Consider the following 25,584-nt stretch of genomic DNA (forward strand, 5'->3'; position numbering starts at 1 on the left):
GCGGTTGGCTTTTCGTGATCAACCTGCTACCGATCGTGATCGTCCTGGTCCTCGTCGCCGTGGTGAAACTGCGCGACGTACCGACGGGCGGGCGAGTCGACATTCTCGGGGCGGCGCTATGCGCTTTGGGCCTGGGCGGTCTCGTGACTGCGCTGATCGAGGGACCGAGCCAAGGCTGGGCCGAGCCTCTCGTGCTCGGATGCCTGATCGGGGGTGCCGCGCTTTTCCTCGCCTTCATCGCCCGGCAGCGATATGGTTCACACCCGATCGTGCCGCTGGAGCTGTTCAAGAAGCGAAACTTCTCGAGCGGAAATCTGGCCACGATTTTCGTTTACGCAGCCCTGTCACTAAACGGGTTCGCCCTGGCCATCTTCCTGCAGCAGTCGGTTGGCCTCTCTGCGACCGCTGCCGGGCTGGCATCGCTGCCCATGACGATCATCATGATCCTTGGAAGTTCCGCCATCGGTTCGCTCAGTGGTCGCTTCGGACCACGACTGTTCATGACCGTCGGGCCGATCATGATGGCCCTTGGCTCGCTAATGCTTCTCACCGTGTCAGTCGACTTCAACTACTGGCTGCAAGTGCTGCCTGGCGTCATCGTGTTCGGAGCCGGCCTCACGGTGACCGTCTCGCCGCTGACGAGCGCCGTGCTCGGCTCGGTGCCCATCGAACGCTCCGGAACCGCGTCGGCGATCAACAACGCGGTTGCCCGACTTTCCAGTCTCGTCATTGTTGCTTTGCTCGCCGTGATCGTCGGAGGGCAAATCGACCTCTCAGGGTTTCACCGCGCCGCTGTCGTCACGGCAGCACTTCTCGGTGCGGGCGCTCTCGTGTCATGGGCCGGGATCCGCACTGTGATCGAGCCGAATTCTCTGACCAAAACGATGGTCACGGCTGAGCCCTGCACAGCGTCGGATATCCCCGTGGCTGTCGGCGTCGCACGAGCACACCCAAGACCCAGGTGACAAACGAAGGAGCTATCCGATGGGAGTGATCAACAGCAGATTCGGTGGGCGTCGCGGCGACGACGATTCACGGGTGCCACCGGGCCAGACAGTCGTCGACGACTGGCCGGTCCTGACCGCTGGCCTGACGCCCGATATCGGAGCGCACGAGTGGACGTTCACCATCACGACCGAGACGGGCAACGAGCACCGATGGGACTGGAACGCGCTCCAAGACGTGGGCGTGGAAGACATCGTCGCCGACATACACTGCGTCACCCACTGGTCGAAACTCGACATGGCGTGGCGCGGAGTCTCCCTGGACCGGCTATTCAAGGACGTCAAGACGTCCTATGACTACGCCATGGTCCGAAGCCATGGCGGCTACACCACCAATCTGCCCCTCAAGGATCTGCTCAACGGCCAGGCCTGGATCGCCACCGAGGCAGAAGGTGAGCCCTTGTTTGATGAGCACGGCGGACCCGCGCGTCTTCTCGTGCCCCATCTCTACTTCTGGAAGAGCGCCAAGTGGGTCCGCGAGATTCGGATGATTCCCAGCGACGAGCCCGGGTTCTGGGAACGGAACGGATACCACCTCCGCGGTGATCCGTGGCAGGAGGAGCGCTACTCGTGACCCATACGGGCAGGACGGGTCGCCAGCTGTGTTGGAGCTCAGCGTCGTGAGGCACGAAACGGAGGAGAACATGACCGCGCACAACGAAGTCGCTGACCATGCCGGCCGCGAAGAACCTCGCGCACACGCGAAGAGCGAGGCAGATCACAGCCAGGAGATAGGCAGGATTGGGCTTGGACTCGCGGCTCTCGGACGACCGGTCTACCTCACGGCGGGCAGAACCGATGCCTTCGGCGCTCCTGGCGACCGAAGCGTCGACGCCATGCGTGCCCGGACGTTCGAGGTGTTGGATGCTGCGTGGCGACTCGGCATCCGGTTCCTTGACGGCGCCCCCTCGTACGGGCACGCGGAAGACTTCCTGGGAGCATGGCTCACCTTGCACCCGACTCGCCGCGGTCAACTCTTGGTCAGCTCAAAATGGGGGTACGAGTACGTTGCCGGATGGGACCCCAAAGCGACAGTCCACGAACGCAAAGAACACAGTCTTGAGATGCTCGAGAAGCAGTGGCCCCAGAGCCGTGCCGCCCTTGGGAGCACTCCAAATTTCTATCTGGTCCACTCCGTAACTCCTGACAGCCCGGCGCTCAGCGATCCCGCTCTGCTCGCGCGGCTGAGAGCTGTGACGGACGAGGGCACGCAAGTCGGGCTCACCACCAGCGGCCCGTATCAAGCACAGGCCATCGACACAGCGCTGAGCCTTCCATCATCGCCGTTTTCCGCTGTGCAGACCACATGGAACCTGCTCGAACGATCGGCACAGCGATCTCTCGAGACCGCTGCCGACCACGGGTGGACGGTCATCGTGAAGGAAGCCATGGCCAACGGTCGCCTCGCGCCAGGTGGGACACCCGAGGTGGACCGCCTCGCGGCTGCGGCTGGCACCACCAGCGACGCGCTCGCAATCGGCGTGGCCCTCGCGCAAAGCTGGGCTCACATCATCCTCAGCGGTGCGGTAACCCCCACTCAATTGATAAGCAATACGAGTGCCCAACCGTTGATCATGGACGCCGCAGAACTCGACCGACTGTTGATCCCCACGGACAGATATTGGGCGGAGCGAGCCGCACGCACGTGGAGTTGACCGGCCTGAGCCCTCATGTGCTGGGCCTTCGGGCAGCCGTCCCCTCCCCCACGGGATCGGTGATAGTCGTGCAGTTCTCGTCGAGGTCCGCGACGACCTAATCCCCCCGAGAACGTCAGCTGTCTCAGCGTCGGCCCCGCGGCGAGTCCTCGGCGACGAGATCGGCCAGTCGGCCGAATCAGTCGCGAAGCTCATCGGCCGTGATGTCGCCGCCAGTTACCGCCACACACGCGATCGAAGTCCCGGCGTCGGAAATCGTGATCGTCCCGCATGCAGTGATGCCCGGCCTCCGCCTCGGCGGCCGTCGTGGTCCTTCGCGCTACATCCGTTCAGGCGCGTCGACGCCGAGAAGGTCGAGTCCGTTGCGCAGAACCTGACCGCTCGCGTCATTCAGCCACAACCGCGTTCGGTGCACGGCTTCGATGGGTCCGTCGCCGAGTGGGATCACGCGGCACATGTCGTACCAGCGGTGGTACAGTCCGGCCAGCTCCTCCAGATAGCGCGCGACGCGGTGCGGCTCGCGCAACTCCGCAGCAAAGCCGACGATGCGCGGGAACTCCTGCAGGGCGCCCAGAAGTGCGGCCTCCGTCTGGTGGTCGAGCAGTTCGGGCGCGAACTCCGAGCGGTCGACACCTGATGCGGCCGCGTTACGTCCGACGTTATGCGTACGGGCGTGCGCATACTGCACGTAAAAGACGGGGTTGTCGTTCGTCCGCTTGCGCAGCAACTCGGGGTCAAGCGTGAGCGGCGAGTCGGCCGGGTAGCGTGCCAGCGAGTATCGCAATGCATCGGTCCCAAGCCACTCACGAAGGTCGTCCATCTCAATAATGTTCCCGGCGCGCTTGGAGAGCCTTGCACCATTGACCGACACCAGCTGGCCGATCAGCACCTCGATGTCCTTCTCCGGGTCGTCCCCGGCGGCACCGGCGAGTGCCTTTAGCCGATGAACGTAGCCGTGATGATCAGCTCCGAGGAGATAGATCTTGTGCGCAAAGCCGCGGTCGCCCTTATTGAGGTAGTACGCGGCGTCAGCAGCGAAGTACGTGTACTCGCCATTGGATCGACGGATCACTCGGTCCTTGTCATCGCCGAACTCGGTGGTGCGCACCCACACCGCATCATCAGCATCGAAGACGTGGCCCTGCGCCCGCAATCGGCCCACCGCCTGTTCGACGAGGCTGGGAGCCCCGCCGGTGCCGGCCGCGTGCAGGTCTCGCTCGGAGAACCAGACGTCGAAGGCCACATGGAAGGCTGCGAGTGAGGCCTGCAGCTCGGCGAGCTGGAAGCCGTACGCGAGATCACGCGCAGTGGTCATCTGCTCAGCGTCGTCGAAGCCGAGCAAGTCGGGCCGCGCCGCGATGACCCGCCGCGCCAACTCGTCAACGTACGCCCCGGAATAGCCGCCTTCCGGTGCGGGCTCGCCCTTCGCCGCCGCGATCACCGAGCGGCCGAAACGATCCATCTGCACACCAGCGTCGTTGATGTAAAACTCCCGGACGACCGTCGCACCGCTGGCACGAAGCAGTCGCGCGATGCAGTCACCGAGCGCCGCCCAGCGGGTGTGGCCGATATGCAACGGACCGGTCGGATTCGCGCTGACGAACTCGACGTTGATCGAGTTGCCACGCTGCGAGTCGTTGGTGCCGAAGGCCGCGCCGGCCTCGACGATCACCCGCGCCACCGACCCAGCTGCCGCGGTCTCCAGTCGTATGTTGATGAAGCCGGGGCCGGCCACTTCGACGGTCGCGACACCGGGAGTCGCCGTCAGGGCCTCTGCGATCTCGGCCGCGAACTCCCGCGGATTCGCTCCGACCGTTTTGCCGAGCTTGAGCGCAGCGTTGGAGGCCCAGTCACCGTGGTCGCGGTTCTTCGGCCGGCCCAGCAGGAGGTCAGCGACGCTTAGATTCTCTGTCGATCCGGAGCGCCGTGCCTCCGCAAGCGGAATGATCACGGCGAGCAGGGCTTCGGCGAGAGCGTCAGGATTCATGACCGGGCCAGTCTATGGTCGCCGTCATGTTGCCCTCCGGCACCCTGGGAAAGTCCATTAGTTGCAGCCCGGACACGAGAATCGCGGTGGGATGGGCCGGTGAAGCAACTTCTCGGTCCATTTCTGGGATGAGAAGGTTCCAGGAGTTTGGATAACACCATCCCCAGAACTGGCCCAACAGGACCAACATACGCTGCCATCGGAGGCGTGCTGCCGGACACCGGCCTACGGGCCAAGGCTCATCTTGACGCGGGGCGCGCTGAAGCTACATCGCTAAACTGGTCCTGCTGGGCCAATAGCCGTTGCGACAGCAACTGTGCGTGCCGGATACTGACCCTCATGACAACGGCCGAAAGTGCAACCATCTTTGATGATCTCGTCGGCGAGATCATCCAGCACCACCCACGGGGGCGCGTTCTCATCGCGATCGACGGAGTTGATGCACAAGTATCCGGTGGGTTTGCTCTCTCGCTGGCGGAGGCGATCAGAGCCAGGTCGCGGGTAGTTGTCCGGTCGACAAGTACGGCGACCTCCGATCCCGCGCAAGGGTGTAATCTCTCGTTTCCTCGGCATGAGGGCTATCTCGCCGACGACGACTACAGTCGGCTGCGCGACATCGTCTCGCATTTCCGTGACGGCGACCTGTCCACAGATACCTCAGAGACGGTGATTCCTAGCGACGCGGTGCTGATCGTCGACGGCCGATTCCTCCTGCGACCAGAACTGCGGGGAGTTTGGCATTTCGGGGTGTGGCTAGAGGGCGACACCCGTCTCAGCGACGAATCACTCGAAGCACAGATTCGCTACAGCCGGGACAGTGCACCCAGGGCCGCCGCAGACGCCATCTTCGATGTCACGAAGACTGATGCGCCCGCTCGAGTATGGGCTGACTCGTGCTGACCTTGCAGCATCCGGCCCATCCGGCCCTCTCACGCGGGCAGCGAGCCTCAGAAAAGGTGAAAACAGCCGTTACGACGACTTCCCCACACCCACTCAGCCGCGACAAGCCAACGTGCGCCGTCCAGCACGTTCGTCCGGGCGGCGGCGCCTCACGCGATGATCGAGGACTGGCGCCCGACAATGTGCGATGCCGCTGTCACGGATGGACTGCGTGTGATCTCAGCGGTCCGGCAAAGTCTGAAGCTGGAGCGTTAACGTCATCACCTCCGTCGCGGGTCGCCTGAGAAGAGTGTTGCCGTGGAGGACAATGCAGTTGACGCCCGCGACCAGAATGTCGACATCCGACGAGCGGAGTTGGCTGCGGGATTGAGCTGTGCTGACGTGACGGACGCCGTCGGCCGGAAGCACCGTCACCGGGCGCACCTCACCGGCCTTGTAAGTCCAGTACCGAGTCGCACGCTCTTTGGCAGAGTTGTGACGATCTCATTCTTCCCCGCATGCAGATCAAGACTGAATCCGGACGATTTCAACTTTGACCGACTATTTCACGAGGCCGTGCACGGCGGAGGAAGCGATCCCGCGCACACGGTTCTCGTCATGGCGAGTAACGGGTACACGTCGACGTCGCTCGCTGGCGGAACAAAGCTGTCACGCGTCACCACCGCAGGCCTGGCGGGGGTGCTAACCGACGGGCGCCTGCGTGATTTTGACGAGCTGGTCAACGAACCGTACGCGGCGTGGTGTTCAGGCGAAGCGGTCGCGTGGGGCGGTGGCGACGTGACCCCCTTCCAATCGAACGTGCCGGTAGTCATCGGCGGCGTCGGCGCATACCCGCACCAGTACGTATTCTGCGACTCGTCTGGAGCCGTGTTCATCCCGGAAGCGGACATCGACAACGTGCTTGAAACTGCTCATCAGATTCGACGCGAGGATGCATCTCACCGTATCGACATCGCCCGAAAGGGCATGACTGCCGCTGCCGGAGACGAGCGGTGATGGGTGACAGCGAATCGAGCCCTCAGGAGATCCCATCCGTCCACGACGGTGGCACATCAGCAAGCCTCGGGTCCCCGCGTCTGGCAGATTTGGTGGAGAGAATTCCTGAGGGCTGGACACGTGCCAGCTATCGAGGGCGCGCCTACGGCTTGTCCCGGACGACTCGGGTTGGAGGTCGAAGTATTAGTGTCACTGCGGCGGAGCTGGGCGGACAGGACCTCATCAGCGCGAACGTGTATCGCACCCGTCGAGACGACGTTCTTCGATCATGCGAGATGCCAGATGCGAAGGTGCTGGCGTTCCTGCGCGAATGGACGCCCGCATAATTAACTTCGGTCGCGCGCACGGTCTACAGCGGGGAGGCCAAATGACCAGACGAGGGGTCGGACTAGGTTGAAAACATCCGAACTTGCGCGATTGCCATGTCCAGCGCCACTCGCATGGGCTGCACATCACGGAAAGTTTTTGCCAGCAAGTACCCTCCCTGCACTGCAGCGAGGAGGCCGTTAGCTGATATGTGACTGGTTCCTGTCAAGTGGCAGGGGAAAGAGCGCCCGGAGTGATCGAGCTCCGGGCGCTCTTTCGTGGGGTCGACGGCGTCGTGGTCTCGGTTGACGAGCGTGTCGTGGCGACGCGTGGTCAGACTGATATGCGCGGGTTGGTTACCGCAGGACGGGCTGTTCGGCTGGAGCGGAACCGCTTGTCTAGGATCGAGCGTCGCCCGCCGTGGGCAGGCTGCTCATAGCTAAATCGCGGGTCGCTCCTCGCGTTGCCGTCACCGTTGTCCGCGGCGCCGTCGACCGGTCGGGGGCTGTCAGTCGGGCATGACGGCCAGGGACCAGCACCAGCCCGCGAGCTCGCGGGCGACAGCGACGTTCGCGATCACGGGACGCTTCTTGCGGGTGGTGAACTGCTGCCACTTGTGGTGAAGGCGGTGGTTGCCGGCGTCGCCCCGCGCGACGGCCATCCCCGAAGCTTGAGCCCACCGCGCTTGCATGACCGCGCCGGGTCGGTACGGCTTGCGGTGATGCCAGGCTGATTCGACCAGCAGGCGCCTGGCGTGCGTGTTGCCGGTCTTCGTGATCGATCCCTGAACCCTGGACTGGCCTGAGGAGAACTCTGAGGGCACCAGCCCGAGGAACGCACCGATGGTCGATCCGGTGAACCTGTCCCAGTCGCCGATCTCGACGGCCAACGCGAACCCGGTCAGCGTCGAGACACCCCGCAGGCAGCCGAGCCGGCGCACCGTGGCCGCGTACTGACTGGTCTCCGCCAGCTCCTCGATCAGCTTGTCGAGGCGGTCCTTGCGGGCACCGATCTGCTGCACGGTCTCGTAGTCCGCGTCGAACGCGGCCTGCAGGCCCGGATGCTCGAAGCGGTGCCGTCGCAGCCAGGCATCGTGCGCGCCCGTCCACGCAGACTTGCCGTCGTAGAGGATCCCGTGCCGCAACAGCAGCTTCGACAGCCGATGCCGCGCCGCCATCAGCGCGGCCCGGTTGTCTTCCCGCGTGCGGACAAGATCCCGTGCGGTCTCCTGCTCGATCGTCGGCACCCGGACCGCGACGATCTCGTCCAACCGCAACAGCCTGGCCAGATGCAACGCATCCCGCGCGTCCGTTTTGACTCGATCCCCTGACGGTCGCTGAAGCTTCGACGGCGCCGCGACAAGACACGAGATCCCCGACACCGCGAACAGTCGCGCCAACGCGAAACCTGTCGGACCGGCCTCGTACGTCACCGCCGCGGGCTGCGGCAAAGACCGCACCCAGGCGACGACCTCGGCGGGGTCATACCCGAATCGTCGCCGGAGGACCTCGCCGGTCTGCTCATCGATCGCCGCCGCCACCACACTCCGTGCGTGCACATCCAGTCCGACGCTCGTACGCTGAGTAATCAACTGGGGCCTCCATTCGCCTGTCGGATAGACCAGTCCCCACCGGACTGGTAACCCACGCTTACGCGAATCGAGGCCCCAGCCTCAAGAGGACCGAAGACCCATATCGTCTAGCGCCCGCGAATCAGCGTCCGCGCTGATCACTCCATGACTTTTCAGCCTGTCAAGCGCGGCGGTCAGTAGCTGAAGCCACTCATCGAAGTGCGCGGCGATCCTGCGTCGGCCCTCATCGTCTTGGTCGGCGATCTCGTTAGCCATTGACCCAAGGGGACACCCGAACGCCCCATCACGGATCGCGTTGCGCTCCACGAGCTCATCACGCCAAAGCTCGAGCCCGCGAATGGAGTCAACCTTCTCCAGCCGACGACGCTGCTGCGCAAGCACCTTCTCGGCCCGAACCTCGATGACTTCCCCCACTAGTGCGGCCTTGCTGGCGAAATGTTGATAAAGCTGGGACTTGGACGTCCCACTAGCAATCCGAACATCAGCAAGCGTGGTAGCCGAAACGCCCCGCTCGTACATCAGTTGATCAGCGACCTCGACGATGCGCAGCTTCGTGGCCTTCCCACGCGACGTCAAACGGCGCACACTCGCGTCGGCGCTGCTAGTAGTCACACCCCCAGGTTAGCCCTCCCCCAGGCTTTGAATCCGGGAGGCTTCGTGTGTGGAGGTGCGTGGATCGAGGCGCGCCGAATGAGTTGGCCGGCGCTATCGCGTGTCGTCGTGCGGCTTCATTTCAATCCCACTGGTCTACTTAGTTCTTCGTTTGGACCCTCGGGTCCTCGTCTGCGAAAAGCCTACTGGATGAGCGGGCGCTGTTGATCCCACACAAGGGGGCCAGCAGACCAGCGTTTGCCGGAGTTTTCGCTCCGTCCTCAGCTTCCCGGTCACGTGGCACCCAGTTGTAAAAATGGACCTGTTGGTCCTACATGACCGGCGTATGATGATCGAACAATCCAGGACGAAGTGTTCGCCTCACGATCGGAGTGGAGCATCCGTCTTCACATCCCTGAACGGCACCTGGTAACTGCGTTTGGGCGCGTTATCGTACGCGTCTTGCGTAAGCCATTGGATGGTGCCAGCTTCATCTTGCCGAGCTCGATCGCGTGGACCCGTTCGCTGTGATGCTGCTCGGATTGAACGTGGCAGTCCCGAGTGAAGGAGTCCCATGTCAGTCATTAACAGCGGTTTCGGTCGCCGACACGCCTCTAGCGACCCACGGTTGCCTCCGGGACAAACATTGGCCGATGACTGGCCGGTGCTCACGGCAGGTCCAACGCCCGAGATCGGGGATGACCAGTGGTCTTTCACGATCAGGACAGAGACGGGCGCCGAGCACAGCTGGGATTGGAACGCACTCCACGAGCTCGGCGTGGAGGAGATCGTCACCGACATTCATTGCGTCACGCACTGGTCCAAGTTGGACATGGCGTGGCGCGGGGTGTCGCTTGACAAGATTTTCGAGAACGTGGAGTCGCTGCACGACTACGTGATGGTGCAGAGCTATGGCGGCTACACCACCAACCTTGCAGTCGAGGACCTGCTCGATGGGCAGGCCTGGATCGCCACGGAAGCAGAGGGGGAACCGCTTACGCCAGAGCACGGTGGACCGGCGCGTCTTCTCGTACCCCATCTCTACTTCTGGAAGAGCGCCAAGTGGGTCCGCGGGATGCGAATGATGTCGCTTGATGAGCCCGGTTTCTGGGAGCAGAACGGATATCACCTCCGAGGCGATCCCTGGTTGGAGGAGCGCTACTCGTGACGCTACTGACCCGTGCGAAATGGCACATCGGGCGAGTAGTGGACATTCGCCGCGAGACAAGATCGGCGGTGCGTATTGAACTCGATGTACCTACTTGGCCTGGTAATCACCCCGGTGCGCACCTGGATATCCGTCTCACCGCCCCTGATGGCTACCAGGCTGCGAGGTCGTATTCCGTCGCCAGCTCTGGCGAGACGACGCGAGTGGTCTTGGCTGTCGAAGAGGTTGATGGCGGCGAGGTATCGCCCTTTCTCGTCCACCATCTCAGCAAGGGTGAAGAAGTAGAGGTGCACGGCCCACTTGGCCGCTACTTCGTATGGGATCCTTCGACACCCGATCTAACACCCGTGCAGCTCATAGCGGGAGGGTCGGGTATAGTCCCGCTGTTCGCGATGGCGGTCGCTCGGGAGCTGGAGGCAGACAGCGTCGCTTTTCGCTTGCTGTACTCCGTCCGCACACCTCAGGACGTGTTCTTCTCCGAGGAGATCGCCGCATTCGCGAGGACCACCGTGGACCTCGTACACACCAGGGAGCCACCTCCCGGGGCCGACCGCCCGGCGGGACGGCTAACAAGGGAATCGCTTGGTGCCCTCACTTTCCCTTCCTCAGCAGCACCGCGGATCTTCGTCTGTGGGCCCACGCCGTTCGTCGAGGCGGTTGCTGGTTGGCTTGTTCAGCTTGGCCACGACCCCGCAAGAATCCGCACGGAACGATTTGGAGGAATCGGATGAGTTACGTAGACGGAAACGCTCTTGCGGGAGTGCTTGCTGACGTATTCGGCGTCGAAATGACTGCGGCCATTGCACGGTGTCGCCACTGTCAACGCATCTTCGAGCTCGCCGTGGCACACGTGTTCATCACCGCCATGGGGTCAGTGATGCGGTGTGCACACTGCCAGTCGACGCTCGCCGTGATCGTGAACAAGCCCCACGAGACCCTCTTCAGCCCCACTGGCCTATCGTTCGTGGCAGCCCCGCGGTCGTGACCGCGTGCACGGAAGAGATCAGAAAGGGTGCGAGCACAGATGTTCCATATCTACGACAGTCGCACCCGCGCAGTGCGCGCATTCATCCCCGTCCAACCAGGAAAGGTCAGCATCTACCTCTGCGGGCCCACGGTTCAGTCCGCGCCACATATCGGGCACCTGCGAAGTGCCCTCACCTACGATCTCTTGAACCGCTGGCTCACCCACCGCGGATACACCGTCACCCTCGTACGAAACGTGACGGACATCGATGACAAAGTCCTCGCCTTGGCCACCGAAGACGAACCATGGTGGGCCCGCGCATACCGTGTCGAAACAGAATTCACGCGGCTGTACGCGTCGATGCGAATCCTGGCGCCCACGTATGAGCCGCGCACCTCGGGCCACATCATTGACACGCAAGCATTCATCGAGAGGCTGATACAGCGCGGTCACGCCTACGCTGCTAGCGACGCATCTGGAGACGTCTACTTCGACGTCAGCAGCTGGGGCGACTACGGTGCGCTGACGAGGCAGAAGCCGGATAGCATCCCCGATTCCGATGAGGCCCCCAGCGCCGCGAAGCGCGATGCACGAGATTTTGCTCTCTGGAAGGGAACGAAGCCCAACGAACCGGCGTCGGCCTCATGGCCCTCCCCATGGGGGGCTGGCCGACCTGGTTGGCACATCCAGTGCTCGGCCATGTCGCACCGTTATCTCGGGCCCGTTTTTGATATCCACGGTGGCGGTCTTGACCTTCGGTTCCCACACCACGAAAACGAGCTCGCCCAATCGGCGGCTGCCGGCGACGCATTCGCCCGGAACTGGGTCCACAACGGCTTGGTCACCGTCGGCGGGCAGAAAATGGCCAAGTCGCTCAGCAACTGGGTCTCCGCTGACGAGCTCCTCCAAACTGTCGGCCCGGACTCCCTGCGCTACTACCTGCTGAGTGCTCACTACCGGTCGACGCTCGACTATCACCCGCACGCTCTCGCCGACGCCCAAGCGGCCTTCGCTCGAGTTTTGACCTTCCTGAAGCGGCATCAGCAACAAGCTGTCGCCGCAGCACACACAGTCGATGCCCTTCCTCGCCAATTCGCTGATGCCTTGGATGATGACCTGAACGTGCCAGCGGCTCTAGCCGTCCTTCACGAGCATGTCCGCACCGGAAACATGGCACTCGATCGCGGCGAGAGAGCCATCGCATCCGCGGAGTATCGAGCAGTATCGGCAATGCTCACGGCGCTCGGCATGCACCTTGATGACAAGACCCGTCCGACGAAGCATGACAACCGTGACACGCTTGCGGACCTCCTCGATGTCCTGGTGGCCCGTCGCGAGCAGGCACGAGCGGCAGGCGACTACGCCTCAGCTGACCGCATTCGCGACGATCTCGCACGCGCCGGAATAGTCCTCGAAGACACCCCCTCAACCAGCACCTGGAGGACCATGACGACTCCCCCGTAAGCACATCAACAATCCTCCGGCAGTCAGCGTGGGCGAGCGTGTCCTGGTGACATCCGGGAGTCGGAGTTCCTCCTCTGACGGGAGAAGAGGACCCCATGGCTTGGTCCGACTGAAGCGGCATCAACCCCGAACTGATCTAGACCTCAGGTGCATCTGCGCCTGGGACACACTTTCAAGTCCACATCCACTGAGGAGTCCCATGGAACACGCACCGAAGTCCACGCCCGAGTTCTTTGCGACCCCTGGATATGGGGAATGGGCACGTGAGCACCTTCACTACTCGCAAGCGTTGCGGATCGGAAATCGAATCGAGACCTCCGGCCAAGGCGGCTGGGACGACCACTGGGTGCTCCCTGAATCGCTGGAGGCGGAGATCGTACGTGCGTTCGAGAACGTCGAGCGCACTCTGGCGACGGCCGGCGCGAGCTGGCGGGACGTCGTTCATGTGAACTCCTACCACGTGCCAACCGAGACAGACGCGATCGGTCACGCACACAATGACGTGATGGTGGCACAGCTCCGGCGCTGGACAGGGCAACGTGCTCCGATCTGGACCCAGACCGGCGTGACAGCACTCGGACTGGCCGGGATGAGGGTTGAAATCCGCGTCACCGCGATCGTCGCTTAGCGGCAACGTGGCATCGCATCAAAAGGATGGTCGACATCGGCCCAAGAACGACCTCACACACCGCAACACAACCCAAAGGACGAGGGATTTGATACTCATGGCTCGACCACTTAAGGAAGCACGCGGCTGCGGCGGTTTGGGCGACCTTCGCCGGCAGAGGGATGCTGACGAGCACTACGGCTCCCACCCCGAGTACCGGTGAGATCTCACATGAATCCCGCCGCGACCGAACGCATTGAATTCTCAGGCTCGCAGGGTGACTCACTTGCCGCCCGACTCGAACTGCCGCTCGGCGAGCCGCGCGGGTACGCCCTCTTCGCCCACTGCTTCACCTGCAATAAGGACTCCGTCGCCGCAAGTCGCATCTCTCGCGCACTCACCAGCTCAGGGATCGCAGTGTTGCGCTTCGACTTCACCGGCCTCGGCCAGTCCGGCGGTGACTTCGAGAACTCGAACTTCAGCTCAAACATCGGAGACCTGATCGCCGCTGCGGACTATCTGCGCGAGAACTACGACGCGCCCCGCATTCTGATCGGTCACTCGCTCGGCGGCTCAGCCGTGCTCGCCGCTGCGGGGAGTATCCCCGAAACGGCGGCTGTGGTGACGATCGGCGCTCCCGCAGAGACGGAACACATCGTGCGGTTGATCGGCGATGACCTCTCCACAATCGAGCGCGACGGAGTCGCAGAGGTGAATCTCGGCGGCCGACCGTTCCGTATCCAGACACAGTTCCTGCGCGACATCGAGATGCAGCCCCAGCAGGAGCGGATCGCGAGCCTCGGCGCGGCGCTGCTCGTGCTGCACTCACCGGTGGATGAGACCGTCGGCATCGACAACGCACGCATAATCTTCGACGCGGCGCGACACCCCAAGTCGTTCATCGCGATCGACGGTGCCAACCATCTGCTCTCCCACAAGCAGGACGCTACCTACGTCGCTGCCATCATCGGTCACTGGGCGAGCCGCTACGCCCTCACCGACCCACCGGCCGAGGCCATCGGTCGTGGGCCAGACCTCGCCCCGGGGCACGTGCGCGTCTCTGAACGATCAGCCGACGGCTTCGTCCAGACGGTCACCACGGCCCAACACCTGTCCGTCGCCGATGAACCCTTCCCGCGCGGCACTGACGCAGGCCCGAATCCCTACGAGCTTCTTCTCGCCGCCCTGGGAACATGCACCTCGATGACCCTACGGATCTACGCGAATCGCAAGAAGTGGCCGCTCGAGCACGTGGAGGTTGAGCTCTCCCACGCGCGCTCCCACCCAAACGACTGCGAAACCTGCGACGAGACCACCGCGCAGCTTGAGCACATCGACCGCACGATCACTCTGACGGGCAACCTGACTGACGATCAGCGGTCCGCTCTCCTGGTGATCGCCGACAAGTGCCCGGTGCATCGCACGCTTCACGCCGGACTCGTCGTATCAACCCGGCTCGGATAGACGCCAACCTGAGGGCGACGACGAGGGTGTCAGCTTCATGAGCTTTGCCGCCGTAGACCCTTACCGAGCACGAGCATGCGAACGAGTACGCCGGAATGCCGCAATCAGCTCGCCCGCACGCTAGACCTCGAAAAGGAGCGCAGCAACGCCGGGCTCAAGTGCGTGTTCAGCTAGCGGTGATCAGATAGCCGTCGAGGAATCATCTAAGTGCTCGCGGGCCGCGTCCAGCGCACGGCTGAGAGGTCCCGACATCGATGCCGAGGGTCACCGCTGCACGCTTGCTCGTTTCACCGACCCGACGGCTCCCGCCGGCACGCGGACCGTCAGATCGCGCACCGAGCGTTACCTGCCGCTGCCCTCGAGACCCGCGTTGTGCAACTCGACAAGGTATTGGCTATCTGCGGGGTGAATCGGCCTGACTTTCGTTCCGTTCTTCAAGTAAGGATGGAACACGATGAACAGGAAGTATTCGCCGGAGATGCGTGAGCGGGCGCTGCGGATGCTCGCGGAGACGCGGCCGTCGCACCCGACGATGATGAGCGCCGTCCGGCACGTGGCCGGATTGCTAGGGATGAGCCCGGAGACGTTGCGATTGTGGCAACGCCGCTACGAGGTAGACGCCGGCGTGAAGCCCGGCGTAACGACCGAGGCGGCCGCGGAGATCAAGCGTCTGCAGAAGGAGGTCTCGGAGTTACGGAAAGCGAACGAGATCCTCAAGGCTGCGAGCATCTTTTTCGCGAAGGAGCTCGACCACCCCTCGACGAGATGATCCGGTTCATCAACGAACACCGGGATCGTTTCGGGGTCGAGCTCATCTGCCAGGTCCTCCGACCGGCAGTGAGAGGATTCCTCACGTCACGCGGCTACCGCGCTGCGGTGAACCGCACTCCATCCGCCAGGCAGCTGCAGGATGACCTGCTAGTGCCCGAGATCGTCCGGCTGCACGCAGAGAACTACGGGGTCTATGGGCGCCGGAAGATGCACGCGCTGATGCGACGACAGGGGTGGGACATCGGGCGCGACCAGACCGAACGGCTGATGCGTCTCGCCGGTGTTCGCGGGGTGCGCAAGTCCAAGCGAGTGTTCACGACGAAGTCTGATCCCGCCCTGCAGCGTCCGACGGATCTCGTCAACCGCCGATTCACCGCCGACGGTCCCCGCCGGCTCTGGGTCTGCGACGTGACCTATGTCGCGACGTGGTCCGGGTTCGCTTACGTCGCGTTCGTCACCGACGTCTACTCACGTCGCATCGTGGGTTGGAACGTCGCGGCCACGCTTCGGGCGGAGATTCTGCCGATGCAGGCGCTGGATATGGCGGCGTGGGACGCCGGCGATGACCTCACCGGGCTGACGCACCACTCGGACCACGGCTCGAACTACATGGCGATGGTCTACACCGACAGGATCGTCGAACTCGGCGCTGTTCCCTCGACCGGGACGGTCGGCGACAGCTTCGACAACGCGATGGCAGAGGCGGTCAACAACCTCTACAAGACCGAGCTGATCCGCCAACGCGGTCCCTGGCGGACCGTCGAGCAGGTCGAGCTCGCGACCCTCGAATGGGTGTGGTGGTGGAACAACTCCCGCCTCCACGGCGAGCTCGACATGCGCACCCCACTCGAGGTCGAGCAGGCGTACTACGCTGACCAAGAATCAGCCCAACCGGCCCCCGCCAGACAAGGCTCCCGATAGGAACGAAAGTCAGGCCGATTCACACTGAGCGTAATTGGTGACTGTGGTCGAAACACATGACCGAGAGTGAATTGATCGAGCTGCGACCATCGACGACGTCTGCCGGCACCCCGAAAAGCCCGCTCGAGCATGCGAAAGAGGACGCCGGAACGGCCGCGCGACAAGCTCGCTCGAGAGGGAGCGCAGCCACGCCGGATCCCAGTGCTTGCTCAGCTGCTGGTGACGAAATAGCCGTCCAGAGAACCACGAAGATGATGGCGGGCCTCGTTCAGCGCACGGCGGAGATCGCCGACCGCGACGCCGAGGATCGTCGCCGCGCGCTCGCTCGTTTCACCTTCAAAATCCACCAGGTTGACCGCCGTAGCTTGCAGAGAGCTAAGGTCGTCGAAGGCATCGTCGACGACGCCGTACAACTCCGTGGTCGAAAGATCCGCTTGCGGCCCCAGGATTTCGTTGTGTCCGGGCCACGCGTTGGGCTGGTCGATCCACGCGCCAGCGTCGGGGCCCTCGCCATAGAACGCGGGGTAAAACAACTCGGCTTCATCCGCGTCCGCGTCCAGCTGGTCGACGATGGCGTCTGCGCCGCCGTCGTGATCATCCCATGACCGCACCTCGGGGTCACCGTCGTCCTCGACCAGAAGCAGCTCGGTGAGTCGTTCGCGGGTGAACGCCTCCGAACCCTCGCGAAGAGCGCGCAGCCAGGCAGACTGGACGGCATCTTGCGCGCTCTCGGGCCGGAAGGCCCGAGCGAGTCCGAGCAGGTATCCGGTGTGGTCCATGGCAGCCTGAGCCGCCACGTCGGCCAAAGATGCGGTTGCGGAAGCGGCGGCGAGTACATTCCGTAGTTCGTCGGGCACGACGACATCTGGCCGTTCGCCCAGGATCCTGATGGTGGTCCGAAGTTGGGCGAGGTGCCGCGGGCACGCGTCGCAGCCTTCCAGGTGTGCGTCAACCTCTGAGCGCTCCTGCGGCTCGAGTACGCCGTCGAGATAGTCCGAGGCCATCGATACGACCCGGGCGCATGTCAATGTAGCCATCATTCGACTCGAGGCGCTCATGCGTCGGTGACGTCGATGAGCACTTTGCCGACGGTGTCCGCCTCAACGGCATCGTGAGCTGCCGCGGTGTCAGCGAGGTCGAACCTGGTGAGGGGAAGCCCGTGCTCGGCGCCGACGGGCAGTGCACCGTCAGCAAGAGCGGAGGTGACGGCGGTGACCGCGTTGGTCTTCTGGTCCTCGGTCACGGTGTAAGTGAGCACGAACTGGTATCGAGCGTTTCGACGCATTGCGCTACCGATGGGAACGGCGAGCGGCGCGGACGAGTCCGAGGCGTAGATGGCGATCGTTCCGCCGAACTTCAGCACCGCCAAGTCTGTGGCACCGTTGGCCTGCACGTTCACGTCGACGATGGTGTCGACGCCCTCTTCCGCGATGGAGAGTACGGCGGCGGCTACATCCTCGTTGCGGTAGTTGATGACGTGGTGGGCGCCGGCCGCTCGGGCGAGTTCCGCTTTCTCGGGGCCGCTGACCGTGGTGATGACCGTTGCCCCTGCCCAGCGCGCGAGCTGTATGGCTGCGTGCCCCACGGCGCCGGCGCCGCCGGTCACGAGGATGACCTGGCCGCCGAGTGCACCGGGAGCGAGCCGCGCGGGGCCGTGTTCGTTGGCGGTGAGGGTGCGGTGCGCGGTTAACGCCGGGATGCCGAGCGATGCGCCCACGTCGAAGGAAGCGTTGGACGGCAACGGAACGACCTGCCGGACGGGCACGACAGCGAGTTCCTGGGCGGTACCCGCGGTTCGCTCGTATGCGGCATCCCACACCCAGACGCGGTCGCCCACCGACAGCCCAGACACTCCGCTGCCGAGCGCGTCGACGATACCCGCACCGTCTTGATTCGGCACTCGTCGCTCGAAGCTGCTCGACGAGCTGCCGGCGCGTGCCTTCCAATCCGTGGGGTTAACGCCGGACACGACGATCCGCACGCGGACTTCTCCTGGGCCCGGATCAGCGGCCTGGACCTCGTCGAGGGTCAGTACTGAGGATGCGCCGGGCCGGTTGTAGCTGATTGATTTCATAGTGGTATCCCTAACTGTTGAAGTGAATAGTGAATCTCGCCTACCGCTGAGCAGAATCCGGTTCGTCGTCCGCAAGGCTCAGATCGGCCATTGCTGCGGTCGCATCGAATTGGCCCATGATCAGACCGAGAGTGCTTGTGAAGCCGGCGGCGAGGGCGAGGAGGATGGACGGGATGAATGCGGTCGCCGGAGGCACCCATCCTCCGATGACCCAAGGAAGCGCGACCAGGACAACAACGGCTGCTGTAGACACCCATTGATTGATCACCGTGGCAGTCGAGTCACCCGATCCACCACGCACGAGCATCCGTCGCACCGTGTCCCCGGTGCAGACGATCAGAATCGCGCTCAAGAGGATGAATATAGCGGCGCCCCAGACCGGGTCGAAGACCGCGAGAGCTAAGGAGGCGAAAAGCGGTAGGGCGTAGACAAGGAAGACCCAGCGCACGTTGGAACGGAGGTATCGATCGGCCGCGTCTGACGCCATCACAACACGGTGCATGTCGGTGTCGATGTAGAAGAACACCCCGACAATGAAGGTGCCGAGGAGCGTCGACGAGACTCCCGCAACGCCCAGCAGAAATTCATTCAAGTTGATGCGCATCGTCGGACCTCTCACAATCTGAGTTTGTTTTGGCAGTCGCCCGCTGGCCATCGTGTGTGAGCGACCCTCAAGGCTCAGTGTGGTGCGGATCATAGGGTTTCTCGGTAACCAGGGAGGGTTTCCGTTTGCATCCCATGAAGTACGGTGCTCCACGCAGACTCGCCTTGCCATAGTTGAACGATCCGCGATCGAATCTCGACCGCATCGCCTCCTTTCTTAACTCCTGAGGCACCACCCCCGCACGCAGACAATCTGACCAACTCCGGTGAAGCTCCAGGTCTCGACCTCGGATCCCGCGCTCGCGCAGGATCCGAGGACTGCACGGTAGGCGGCTTCCGACTCGATTCGCGCCGTGGCCGCGGAACCCGCTGCAATCGGCGGAACTGCGGCCTGGAGGTCGGCGACCGCCTCACTTACCGCACCCTGGCCGGAGGTAGCCACTCGATCGAGTGCACGTGTCGCGAGCCGATTCCAGCTCCGCTGCTCCTGCACAGTCAGGCGACCCTCCTGCGCTGCCGAGTCAGCGTTGAACGTGATCGCGACAACGTCGCCGATGGCAGCGCACATGTCCGCGTCCGTGACCCCTACCACTGCGTTTACTGAGTCCGTGAGTGGAGGATCAGGCGACGAGGCGCAGCCAGCAAGGGTCAGCACGAGTGTGAAGGCGAAGGCCCCAATCGCAGGCCTCACGTAGCGAAGCCACACATCCTTGTCCCGATGGCGCGGACTCACCCGGGGTCCACCTGACCGACGATCTGCGTTTCGTCCGGCCCCATCGCCTCCGACTCAACGGGCACAGCCCCTTGCGCGAGCTTGAGGCGAGTCCACACATTCATGTTTATGACGACAGCGGCGATCTCTGCGACATCGCGTTCGGTGAAGTGGGTGCGCAGTTCGTCGTGTGCGGTGGCAAACCGCTCCTGGTTGAAGACGGTTAGGGCTTCGCAGTATTCCAGTGCTGCTCGCTCCTTCACGGAGAACATCGTGCTCTCCCGCCACGAGGGGAGATGCGCCACGTCGATCGACGAGATCCCGATCTTGATTGCGACTTCGGAATGCAGGATCAGGCAGTAGGAGCATGGATTGAGCTGCGCGACTCGAAGTCTCAGCAGTTGCAGCAGTTGCGGATCAACGGCCAGTTCGGCCGAGTACCCGAATGCTGCGGCCATCTCTGCCGCCAAGCGGTCGAGTCCAGTCTGTTCCGGGTTAAACCGGGTGTTGCGGAAGCTGACGTTCTCGAGGACCTTACCGAAGCGATTGGTCTCTTGCTCAGACATCGTCATCCGGATCCCGGCCCGGTTGGTGGTCGAGGCGTGCCGCGTACTCTGGGTGATGCTGGACGAACGAGCGGAAAACGGGGCACTTCACCGTCACGCTCTTGCCCTCGGCATGGAGCATGTCGAGCACCCTTCGCGTGAGTGCCGCGGCCAAACCCTTCCCGCGAAACTCCGGCAGGATCGACGTTGCCAGAAGCAGAACTCTGTCGTCTTTTTCGGCGAACACCACTCCGCCGAACTCGATGCCATCCTTTGTGGCTATGAACACGTCGGCGGCCTCGTCTAGGGAGATCGAAAACGAGGGCTCCTCCTCTGGACCAGTCGCCGGCATCTCGTCCATCAGAGCCTGCTGGTCTGCGGAGACAGCGGGCGAGCTGTGGTCCGCCCGGTCCAAAGCATCCGACGACGACAAAGCCGGAAGACGCGAATCGGTCATGTCAGCCTCTCGAGTCCACTGCGGAGATATGGGATCAGGGCGTTAGCGGAGCCCGAAAAGCGGGCCGCCAGGCGCTCAGGGGACTTCGATGTCGAACGCCTCCGTGAGGCTGAGCATACTCCCAGGCGAAAGTTTATGGACGCCAAGGTCCAAGCCCATCTATGGTGAGGAATGGCGGCGGTACCGAGGAGGAAGCCATGACTTCGAAGGACTATCTCAAGACCGAGGAGGCGCTCAGTCGCCTTACTGAACGGCAGCGCTATGTCACCCAGAACGAGGGCACTGAGCCCGCGTTCAACAATGAATTCTGGGCGAACGACGAGCCCGGCATCTATGTCGATGTGGTTTCCGGGCAGCCCCTGTTTTCCTCTACTGACAAGTACGACAGTGGAACTGGCTGGCCGAGTTTCACCAAACCAATCGAAGACAATGCTGTCGACACCAGAACCGACTACCGTCTGACCCGGCCCCGCGTCGAAGTGCGTTCGGTGGGTGCGGATAGCCACCTCGGCCACGTCTTCCCGGACGGACCGCAGGAAGCTGGTGGTCTTCGATACTGCATGAACTCCGCCGCCTTCCGTTTTATCCCCGCCACATCGCTCGAGGAGGAGGGTTACGGCCAATACCGCTCCTTATTCGACTCGACAACAGAATCGACAGGACACGGATCATGACCAGCGCCATCAACAACACCGGGAAGATCACCCGCAACACCGACACGGAGACCGCTATCCTTGCTGGCGGCTGCTTCTGGGGCATGGAAGATCTGTTCCGACACCAGCCAGGCGTGGTCGACACCCGTGTGGGCTACACCGGGGGCGAGAACGATCATGCGACCTACCGCAACCACCCGGGTCACGCCGAGGCGATCGAGGTCGTGTTCGACCCAACCCAGACGACCTACCGCGACATCCTGGCCTTCTATTTCCAGGTGCATGATCCGACAACACTGAACAGTCAGGGCAACGATTACGGCACAAGTTACCGATCTGCGATCTTCCCAACCTCCATGCAGCAGGAGCAGATCGCGCGGGACACGATCGCGGACGTGGATGCGTCCGGCCTGTGGCCGGGCAACGCGGTAACGACCATCGAGGCGGCCGAGTCGTTCTGGGAAGCGGAGCCTGAGCACCAGGGCTATCTCATCACTTACCCGAATGGTTACACGTGCCACTTTGTGCGTCCGGACTGGGTTCTCCCGAGGCGAATCGTGTCAGAAGTGCCGGCGAGTCACTGAGCCACCCAGCGGTTGCCAGTGACCAGCTTCGCCCCTTCCTTTCGGACGCCGTGGTCGCAGAGCACGCGGAGAGGCTTTCGCAGGTCGCCCACTACCAGACAGTCAGGACGACATGGAACGCAGTGAAGACAGCATGGTCACGCTGATGGGCACTGACCAAGTGATCGCGGAGCTGACGGTGTCCGAGACCGGGGCGACCGATGAGGACGATCTTGGCATCAGCGACAACAAAGACGCTGGCGCCTACGAGCTCAGGGTCGCCGGGCAGACGGTAGCTGGCCTTCTCTATACGGAAACGGGGACGCGCGTCACTCTTCTCGCGACGTCTGTGTTCCCCGAGTTCCGCGGCAGGGGTATCGCGGGCAGGCTTCTCGGCGGAGTCCTCGACACGCTTCGCAGAGAGGGTCGAACGGTCACACTCAGCTGCCCGTTCGCGATGGCCTTTGTCCGATCTCGCCCCGAGTACGCGGACCTCGTCGACGTCGCTTTTCCTGGCAGTGCGCACTCTCTTGGGCACCACGGCATGCACGGAGTCTTGCGCCAGCACTGAGTCATGTCGAGGGAGCAAGCGATGGAGCCAACACACCGCGCGGCCAACAACATCACACCATCGACTCGGGATCACGGGGTCAGGGTGCGCCTGGACGACGCGCCCGCGGAGCGATGATGCGCAACGAAGATGGTCTGCTCCCTTTCATGGACAAAGCTCTACCCGACGCGTGGACGGCAGCGACGACCTTCGCGGCTGCCATCTCCCGGGAGACCACCCGGCACGGCCTCACGCTCGCGGAAATCGAGCTCATCAAGGTGCGCGTCTCCCAGCTCAATGAATGCGTCTTCTGCCTGGACCTGCACTCACGGCAGGCCAGAAAACTTGGCGTGCCGCAGCAACAGCTGGATCTCCTGCCCGCATGGCGGGAAACCGCATTGTTCAGCGCGCGGGAAGCTGCCTTGCTCGCTGTCGCCGAGACAGCCACCGAGTTGCCACTAACAGAACGCAGCAAGGCAGACCTCATTGCCACGTATCGCCCTCGGCGACGAGACCTTCGTACGCGCTGAATGGGTAGCCACCACCATCAACATCTTCAACCGGATCTCCATCCTCAGCGAGCACCCGGTACGTACACGCGATGCTGACGGACATCTCTCCTGACGCTGACGCCGGGACTCGGCCCCTGTGTCGGGGCACGAACCGAGCCCGACTCGTCGTTTGACGGTCCTCTCGTCGGGAGCAGCGCACTCGCCATCACCATCTGCCGCGCTGTGAGATCGGCGTGCCCGGTTGCCGGCCGGGCCGAGACTGAAGTCACAGTCAGCTCCCAGGAACTCAGGACCAAAAGGTCTACTTCCTGCGTTTCACCTGATGACGCCGCGGACCAGACGCGGCCGGAACGGAGAAATCGTGGTCAAGTCCCGTGGTGTGGTGTCATTCCGTATCAGTAATCTTGAAGAGCGGACCATCTCACCCAGGAGGAGACCATGAGCGCGAAGGATTACGTGAAGACCGAGGAGGCGCTACGCAGCCTCACCGAGGACCAGCGTTACGTCACGCAGGAAGAGGGCACCGAACCTGCTTATGACAACGAGTATTGGGCGAACGACGAGCCCGGCATCTACGTCGACATCGTCTCCGGGCAGCCGCTGTTCTCCTCGACCGACAAGTACGACAGCGGCACCGGTTGGCCGAGCTTTACCAGGCCGATCGATGACGACGCCCTGGACACCAGGACCGATCATCAGCTGGTCACGCCTCGCATCGAGGTGCGTTCGACCGGTGCGGACAGCCACCTCGGCCACGTCTTCCCCGACGGACCGCAGGATGCTGGGGGGCTCCGGTATTGCATGAACTCCGCCGCCCTTCGCTTCGTCCCGGCCTCATCCCTCGAGGAAGAGGGATACGGGCAGTACCGCTCGCTGTTCGACGCGGATGCCGGCTCGACAGGAGTCGTCGCATGACCGCCGGCATCGATGACACCGGAAAGATCACCCGCAACCCCGACACCGAGACCGCCGTCCTCGCGGGCGGCTGCTTTTGGGGCATGGAGGATCTGTTCCGTCGCCAGCCGGGCGTGGTTGACACCCGTGTCGGCTACACGGGAGGCGAGAACGATCACCCGACTTACCGTAACCACCCCGGGCATGCCGAGGCGATCGAGATCGTCTTTGACCCGACCCAGACGACGTACCGCGACATCCTCGCCTATTTCTTCCAGGTCCACGACCCCACGACCCTCAACAGCCAGGGCAACGACTACGGCACGAGCTACCGCTCCGCGATCTTCCCCACCTCCATGCAACAGGAGCAGATCGCCCGCGAGACGATCGCCGACGTCGACGCATCCGGTCTGTGGCCGGGGAAGCCTGTCACCACCATCGAGCCCGCGGGCTCTTTCTGGGAAGCCGAGCCCGAGCATCAGGATTACCTGATTACATACCCCAACGGCTACACATGTCACTTCGAACGCCCCGATTGGGTGCTGCCGAGCCGAACCGAGGCGGACGCGCCGGCATAGCGACGGCGGATCTCAGCGAACCTCGGACGATCGCGCCGGAAACAGGACACACATGGACAGCAGCCAGGACGGCATGGTCACGCTGAGAGGTACCGATCAGGTGCTCGGAGAACTGGACTCGTCCCGGACCGCCGACTCGCTCGCCGAAGTCACGAACATCACGAACGACGAGAGCGCATCGGTCTATGAACTCCGCGTCGAGGACCGCACCGTTGCGGGACTTGTGTACGCCGAGACCGGCAACCGGGTGACTCTGCTCGCGACATCCGTGTTTCCTGAGTTCCGCGGAAAAGGGCTTGCCGGCAAGCTCCTCGGCGGCGTCCTCGACAAGCTTCGCACCGAGGGCCGGACCGTGACCCTGACGTGCCCATTCGCCACCGCATTCGTCCACTCCCATCCCGAGTACGCGGATGTCGTCGACCCCACCTTCCCTGGCAACGCGCACTCACGCAGGCACGGACGACGGCACTGAGCCGCAAGAGAGGCAGCCATGACCCACCTCGAAGAACACTCGCTCCCGTACATGGACAAAGCCCTCCCCGATGCATGGAAAGCAGCGACAACCTTCGCTAGCGCGATTTCTAGAGAAGCCGCTCAGCACGGGCTGTCACTCGCCGAAGGCGAGATCATCAAGATCCGCGTCTCGCAGCTCAATGGATGTGTCTTCTGCCTAGACCTCCACTCCCGGCAAGCCCGGAAGCTGGGTGTGCCGCAGCAGAAGCTCGACCTGCTCCCAGCATGGCGAGAGTCCACGCTCTTCAGTGACCGGGAGGCAGCGCTGCTCGCAGTCGCCGAGACAGCGACCACGCTCCCGCTGAGCGAAGACAGCAAGGCCGACCTCCTCGCCGCCCGAAGCGCCCTCGGTCAGGAAGCTTTCGTCAGCGCCGAATGGGTGGCCACTACCATCAACATCTTCAACAGGATCTCCATCCTCAGCGAGCACCCCGTGCGAGCGCGAGATGCTGAAGGGAAGCTCTCCTAGAGTCGAGAACGGACGCCCCGCAACGCCGCGAAAAGGACAGCATTCTCTCAGGAAAGCGGGACCAAAAGG

The 25,584-nt window shown here is 63.2% G+C and carries 28 protein-coding genes; 20 read left to right on the plus strand and 8 right to left on the minus strand.

All coding sequences use genetic code 11. The annotated features are described in order from the left end of the window. Positions 1-14 precede the first annotated feature (14 nt). The 3 genes from ACWIBS_RS14350 to ACWIBS_RS14360 all read left to right on the plus strand — a co-directional run bounded on the left by ACWIBS_RS14350 (position 15) and on the right by ACWIBS_RS14360 (position 2,659). Entirely contained in the window at positions 15-965 is a 951-nt protein-coding gene (locus ACWIBS_RS14350; RefSeq protein WP_376127434.1) for an MFS transporter, read from the plus strand. Positions 966-984: 19 nt separating this feature from the next. Beyond that, the gene (locus tag ACWIBS_RS14355; protein ID WP_376127432.1) at positions 985-1,578 is read left to right on the plus strand and encodes a molybdopterin-dependent oxidoreductase; all 594 of its coding nucleotides are present in this window, start codon (positions 985-987) and stop codon (positions 1,576-1,578) included. Positions 1,579-1,648: 70 nt separating this feature from the next. After that, a complete protein-coding gene (locus ACWIBS_RS14360; protein ID WP_376127431.1) occupies positions 1,649-2,659 on the plus strand; it encodes an aldo/keto reductase in 1,011 nt (336 codons plus the stop codon). A 319-nt stretch (positions 2,660-2,978) separates the two neighbouring features. On the opposite strand, the gene argS is transcribed toward ACWIBS_RS14360, so the two are convergent. Next, positions 2,979-4,646, minus strand: coding sequence for an arginine--tRNA ligase (argS, locus tag ACWIBS_RS14365; protein ID WP_376127429.1), 1,668 nt, complete (start codon positions 4,644-4,646; stop codon positions 2,979-2,981). 339 nt (positions 4,647-4,985) lie between these two features. Between argS and ACWIBS_RS14370 the strand changes: the two genes are divergently transcribed. Both ACWIBS_RS14370 and ACWIBS_RS14375 read left to right on the plus strand, forming a co-directional pair. After that, complete coding sequence (locus tag ACWIBS_RS14370; protein ID WP_282837950.1) at positions 4,986-5,546, plus strand: nucleoside/nucleotide kinase family protein; 561 nt, start codon at positions 4,986-4,988, stop codon at positions 5,544-5,546. A gap of 297 nt (positions 5,547-5,843) precedes the next feature. Then, positions 5,844-6,542 carry an RraA family protein gene (locus tag ACWIBS_RS14375; protein WP_282837949.1) on the plus strand — a complete coding sequence of 233 codons (699 nt, stop codon included), beginning with the start codon at positions 5,844-5,846 and terminating at the stop codon, positions 6,540-6,542. Positions 6,543-7,356: 814 nt separating this feature from the next. On the opposite strand, the gene ACWIBS_RS14380 is transcribed toward ACWIBS_RS14375, so the two are convergent. Both ACWIBS_RS14380 and ACWIBS_RS14385 read right to left on the minus strand, forming a co-directional pair. Continuing rightward, complete coding sequence (locus ACWIBS_RS14380) at positions 7,357-8,388, minus strand: IS110 family RNA-guided transposase (protein ID WP_376127427.1); 1,032 nt, start codon at positions 8,386-8,388, stop codon at positions 7,357-7,359. A 132-nt stretch (positions 8,389-8,520) separates the two neighbouring features. Beyond that, the gene (locus tag ACWIBS_RS14385) at positions 8,521-9,051 is read right to left on the minus strand and encodes a TetR/AcrR family transcriptional regulator (RefSeq protein ID WP_282837947.1); all 531 of its coding nucleotides are present in this window, start codon (positions 9,049-9,051) and stop codon (positions 8,521-8,523) included. Between the two features lie 553 nt (positions 9,052-9,604). On the opposite strand from ACWIBS_RS14385, the gene ACWIBS_RS14390 reads away from it, so the two are divergent. The 7 genes from ACWIBS_RS14390 to ACWIBS_RS14420 all read left to right on the plus strand — a co-directional run bounded on the left by ACWIBS_RS14390 (position 9,605) and on the right by ACWIBS_RS14420 (position 16,392). After that, entirely contained in the window at positions 9,605-10,198 is a 594-nt protein-coding gene (locus ACWIBS_RS14390; protein ID WP_282837946.1) for a molybdopterin-dependent oxidoreductase, read from the plus strand. After that, positions 10,195-10,929 carry an FAD-binding oxidoreductase gene (locus ACWIBS_RS14395; protein WP_345947492.1) on the plus strand — a complete coding sequence of 245 codons (735 nt, stop codon included), beginning with the start codon at positions 10,195-10,197 and terminating at the stop codon, positions 10,927-10,929. Before ACWIBS_RS14390 ends, ACWIBS_RS14395 begins: the two co-directional genes overlap by 4 nt. Next, positions 10,926-11,183 carry a DUF6510 family protein gene (locus ACWIBS_RS14400; protein WP_282837945.1) on the plus strand — a complete coding sequence of 86 codons (258 nt, stop codon included), beginning with the start codon at positions 10,926-10,928 and terminating at the stop codon, positions 11,181-11,183. Before ACWIBS_RS14395 ends, ACWIBS_RS14400 begins: the two co-directional genes overlap by 4 nt. A 39-nt stretch (positions 11,184-11,222) precedes the next feature. Further along, the gene (gene cysS, locus ACWIBS_RS14405) at positions 11,223-12,629 is read left to right on the plus strand and encodes a cysteine--tRNA ligase (RefSeq protein ID WP_282837944.1); all 1,407 of its coding nucleotides are present in this window, start codon (positions 11,223-11,225) and stop codon (positions 12,627-12,629) included. A gap of 199 nt (positions 12,630-12,828) precedes the next feature. Further along, positions 12,829-13,257: a Rid family hydrolase gene (locus tag ACWIBS_RS14410; RefSeq protein ID WP_282837943.1), complete on the plus strand. Its 429-nt coding sequence runs from the start codon at positions 12,829-12,831 to the stop codon at positions 13,255-13,257. Positions 13,258-13,467: 210 nt separating this feature from the next. Continuing rightward, complete coding sequence (locus ACWIBS_RS14415) at positions 13,468-14,700, plus strand: bifunctional alpha/beta hydrolase/OsmC family protein (RefSeq protein ID WP_282837942.1); 1,233 nt, start codon at positions 13,468-13,470, stop codon at positions 14,698-14,700. Positions 14,701-15,154: 454 nt separating this feature from the next. Further along, positions 15,155-16,392 (plus strand): IS3 family transposase gene (locus ACWIBS_RS14420; RefSeq protein ID WP_282838261.1). Its coding sequence is split into 2 segments (ribosomal slippage): positions 15,155-15,440 and positions 15,440-16,392, totalling 1,239 coding nucleotides; the frame shifts between segments, so codons are not numbered across the junction. Between the two features lie 209 nt (positions 16,393-16,601). Here the strand turns inward: ACWIBS_RS14420 and ACWIBS_RS14425 are convergent. The 5 genes from ACWIBS_RS14425 to ACWIBS_RS14445 form a co-directional block, all read right to left on the minus strand. After that, positions 16,602-17,450, minus strand: a complete 849-nt coding sequence (locus tag ACWIBS_RS14425) for a zf-HC2 domain-containing protein (RefSeq protein WP_454137040.1) — start codon at positions 17,448-17,450, stop codon at positions 16,602-16,604. Continuing rightward, positions 17,447-18,466: an NADPH:quinone reductase gene (locus ACWIBS_RS14430; protein WP_376127471.1), complete on the minus strand. Its 1,020-nt coding sequence runs from the start codon at positions 18,464-18,466 to the stop codon at positions 17,447-17,449. The genes ACWIBS_RS14425 and ACWIBS_RS14430 overlap by 4 nt, the downstream gene beginning before the upstream one ends. A 40-nt stretch (positions 18,467-18,506) precedes the next feature. Continuing rightward, a complete protein-coding gene (locus ACWIBS_RS14435) occupies positions 18,507-19,163 on the minus strand; it encodes a hypothetical protein (protein ID WP_376127421.1) in 657 nt (218 codons plus the stop codon). Positions 19,164-19,798: 635 nt separating this feature from the next. Beyond that, on the minus strand, positions 19,799-20,353 hold the full coding sequence (locus tag ACWIBS_RS14440; RefSeq protein WP_376127419.1) for a carboxymuconolactone decarboxylase family protein: 555 nt from the start codon (positions 20,351-20,353) through the stop codon (positions 19,799-19,801). After that, positions 20,340-20,687, minus strand: coding sequence for a GNAT family N-acetyltransferase (locus ACWIBS_RS14445; RefSeq protein ID WP_452325341.1), 348 nt, complete (start codon positions 20,685-20,687; stop codon positions 20,340-20,342). The genes ACWIBS_RS14440 and ACWIBS_RS14445 overlap by 14 nt, the downstream gene beginning before the upstream one ends. Positions 20,688-20,980: 293 nt before the next feature. Between ACWIBS_RS14445 and msrB (ACWIBS_RS14450) the strand changes: the two genes are divergently transcribed. The 8 genes from msrB (ACWIBS_RS14450) to ACWIBS_RS14485 all read left to right on the plus strand — a co-directional run bounded on the left by msrB (ACWIBS_RS14450) (position 20,981) and on the right by ACWIBS_RS14485 (position 25,515). Beyond that, positions 20,981-21,457, plus strand: a complete 477-nt coding sequence (gene msrB, locus ACWIBS_RS14450; protein ID WP_376127415.1) for a peptide-methionine (R)-S-oxide reductase MsrB — start codon at positions 20,981-20,983, stop codon at positions 21,455-21,457. Further along, positions 21,454-22,020 carry a peptide-methionine (S)-S-oxide reductase MsrA gene (msrA, locus tag ACWIBS_RS14455; protein ID WP_376127413.1) on the plus strand — a complete coding sequence of 189 codons (567 nt, stop codon included), beginning with the start codon at positions 21,454-21,456 and terminating at the stop codon, positions 22,018-22,020. The genes msrB (ACWIBS_RS14450) and msrA (ACWIBS_RS14455) overlap by 4 nt, the downstream gene beginning before the upstream one ends. Before the next feature lie 112 nt (positions 22,021-22,132). Further along, positions 22,133-22,570: a GNAT family N-acetyltransferase gene (locus ACWIBS_RS14460; protein WP_376127411.1), complete on the plus strand. Its 438-nt coding sequence runs from the start codon at positions 22,133-22,135 to the stop codon at positions 22,568-22,570. Positions 22,571-22,683: 113 nt separating this feature from the next. After that, the gene (locus ACWIBS_RS14465) at positions 22,684-23,079 is read left to right on the plus strand and encodes a carboxymuconolactone decarboxylase family protein (protein WP_376127409.1); all 396 of its coding nucleotides are present in this window, start codon (positions 22,684-22,686) and stop codon (positions 23,077-23,079) included. A gap of 420 nt (positions 23,080-23,499) precedes the next feature. Continuing rightward, the gene (gene msrB / locus ACWIBS_RS14470; protein ID WP_101966239.1) at positions 23,500-23,976 is read left to right on the plus strand and encodes a peptide-methionine (R)-S-oxide reductase MsrB; all 477 of its coding nucleotides are present in this window, start codon (positions 23,500-23,502) and stop codon (positions 23,974-23,976) included. Then, positions 23,973-24,533 carry a peptide-methionine (S)-S-oxide reductase MsrA gene (msrA, locus tag ACWIBS_RS14475; protein WP_101966238.1) on the plus strand — a complete coding sequence of 187 codons (561 nt, stop codon included), beginning with the start codon at positions 23,973-23,975 and terminating at the stop codon, positions 24,531-24,533. The genes msrB (ACWIBS_RS14470) and msrA (ACWIBS_RS14475) overlap by 4 nt, the downstream gene beginning before the upstream one ends. Before the next feature lie 52 nt (positions 24,534-24,585). After that, positions 24,586-25,005: a GNAT family N-acetyltransferase gene (locus tag ACWIBS_RS14480; protein ID WP_101966237.1), complete on the plus strand. Its 420-nt coding sequence runs from the start codon at positions 24,586-24,588 to the stop codon at positions 25,003-25,005. Between the two features lie 18 nt (positions 25,006-25,023). Next, on the plus strand, positions 25,024-25,515 hold the full coding sequence (locus ACWIBS_RS14485) for a carboxymuconolactone decarboxylase family protein (RefSeq protein ID WP_219721920.1): 492 nt from the start codon (positions 25,024-25,026) through the stop codon (positions 25,513-25,515). The last annotated feature ends 69 nt before the right edge of the window (positions 25,516-25,584 follow it).

It is taken from the genome of Microbacterium sp. NPDC055442 (assembly GCF_053644215.1).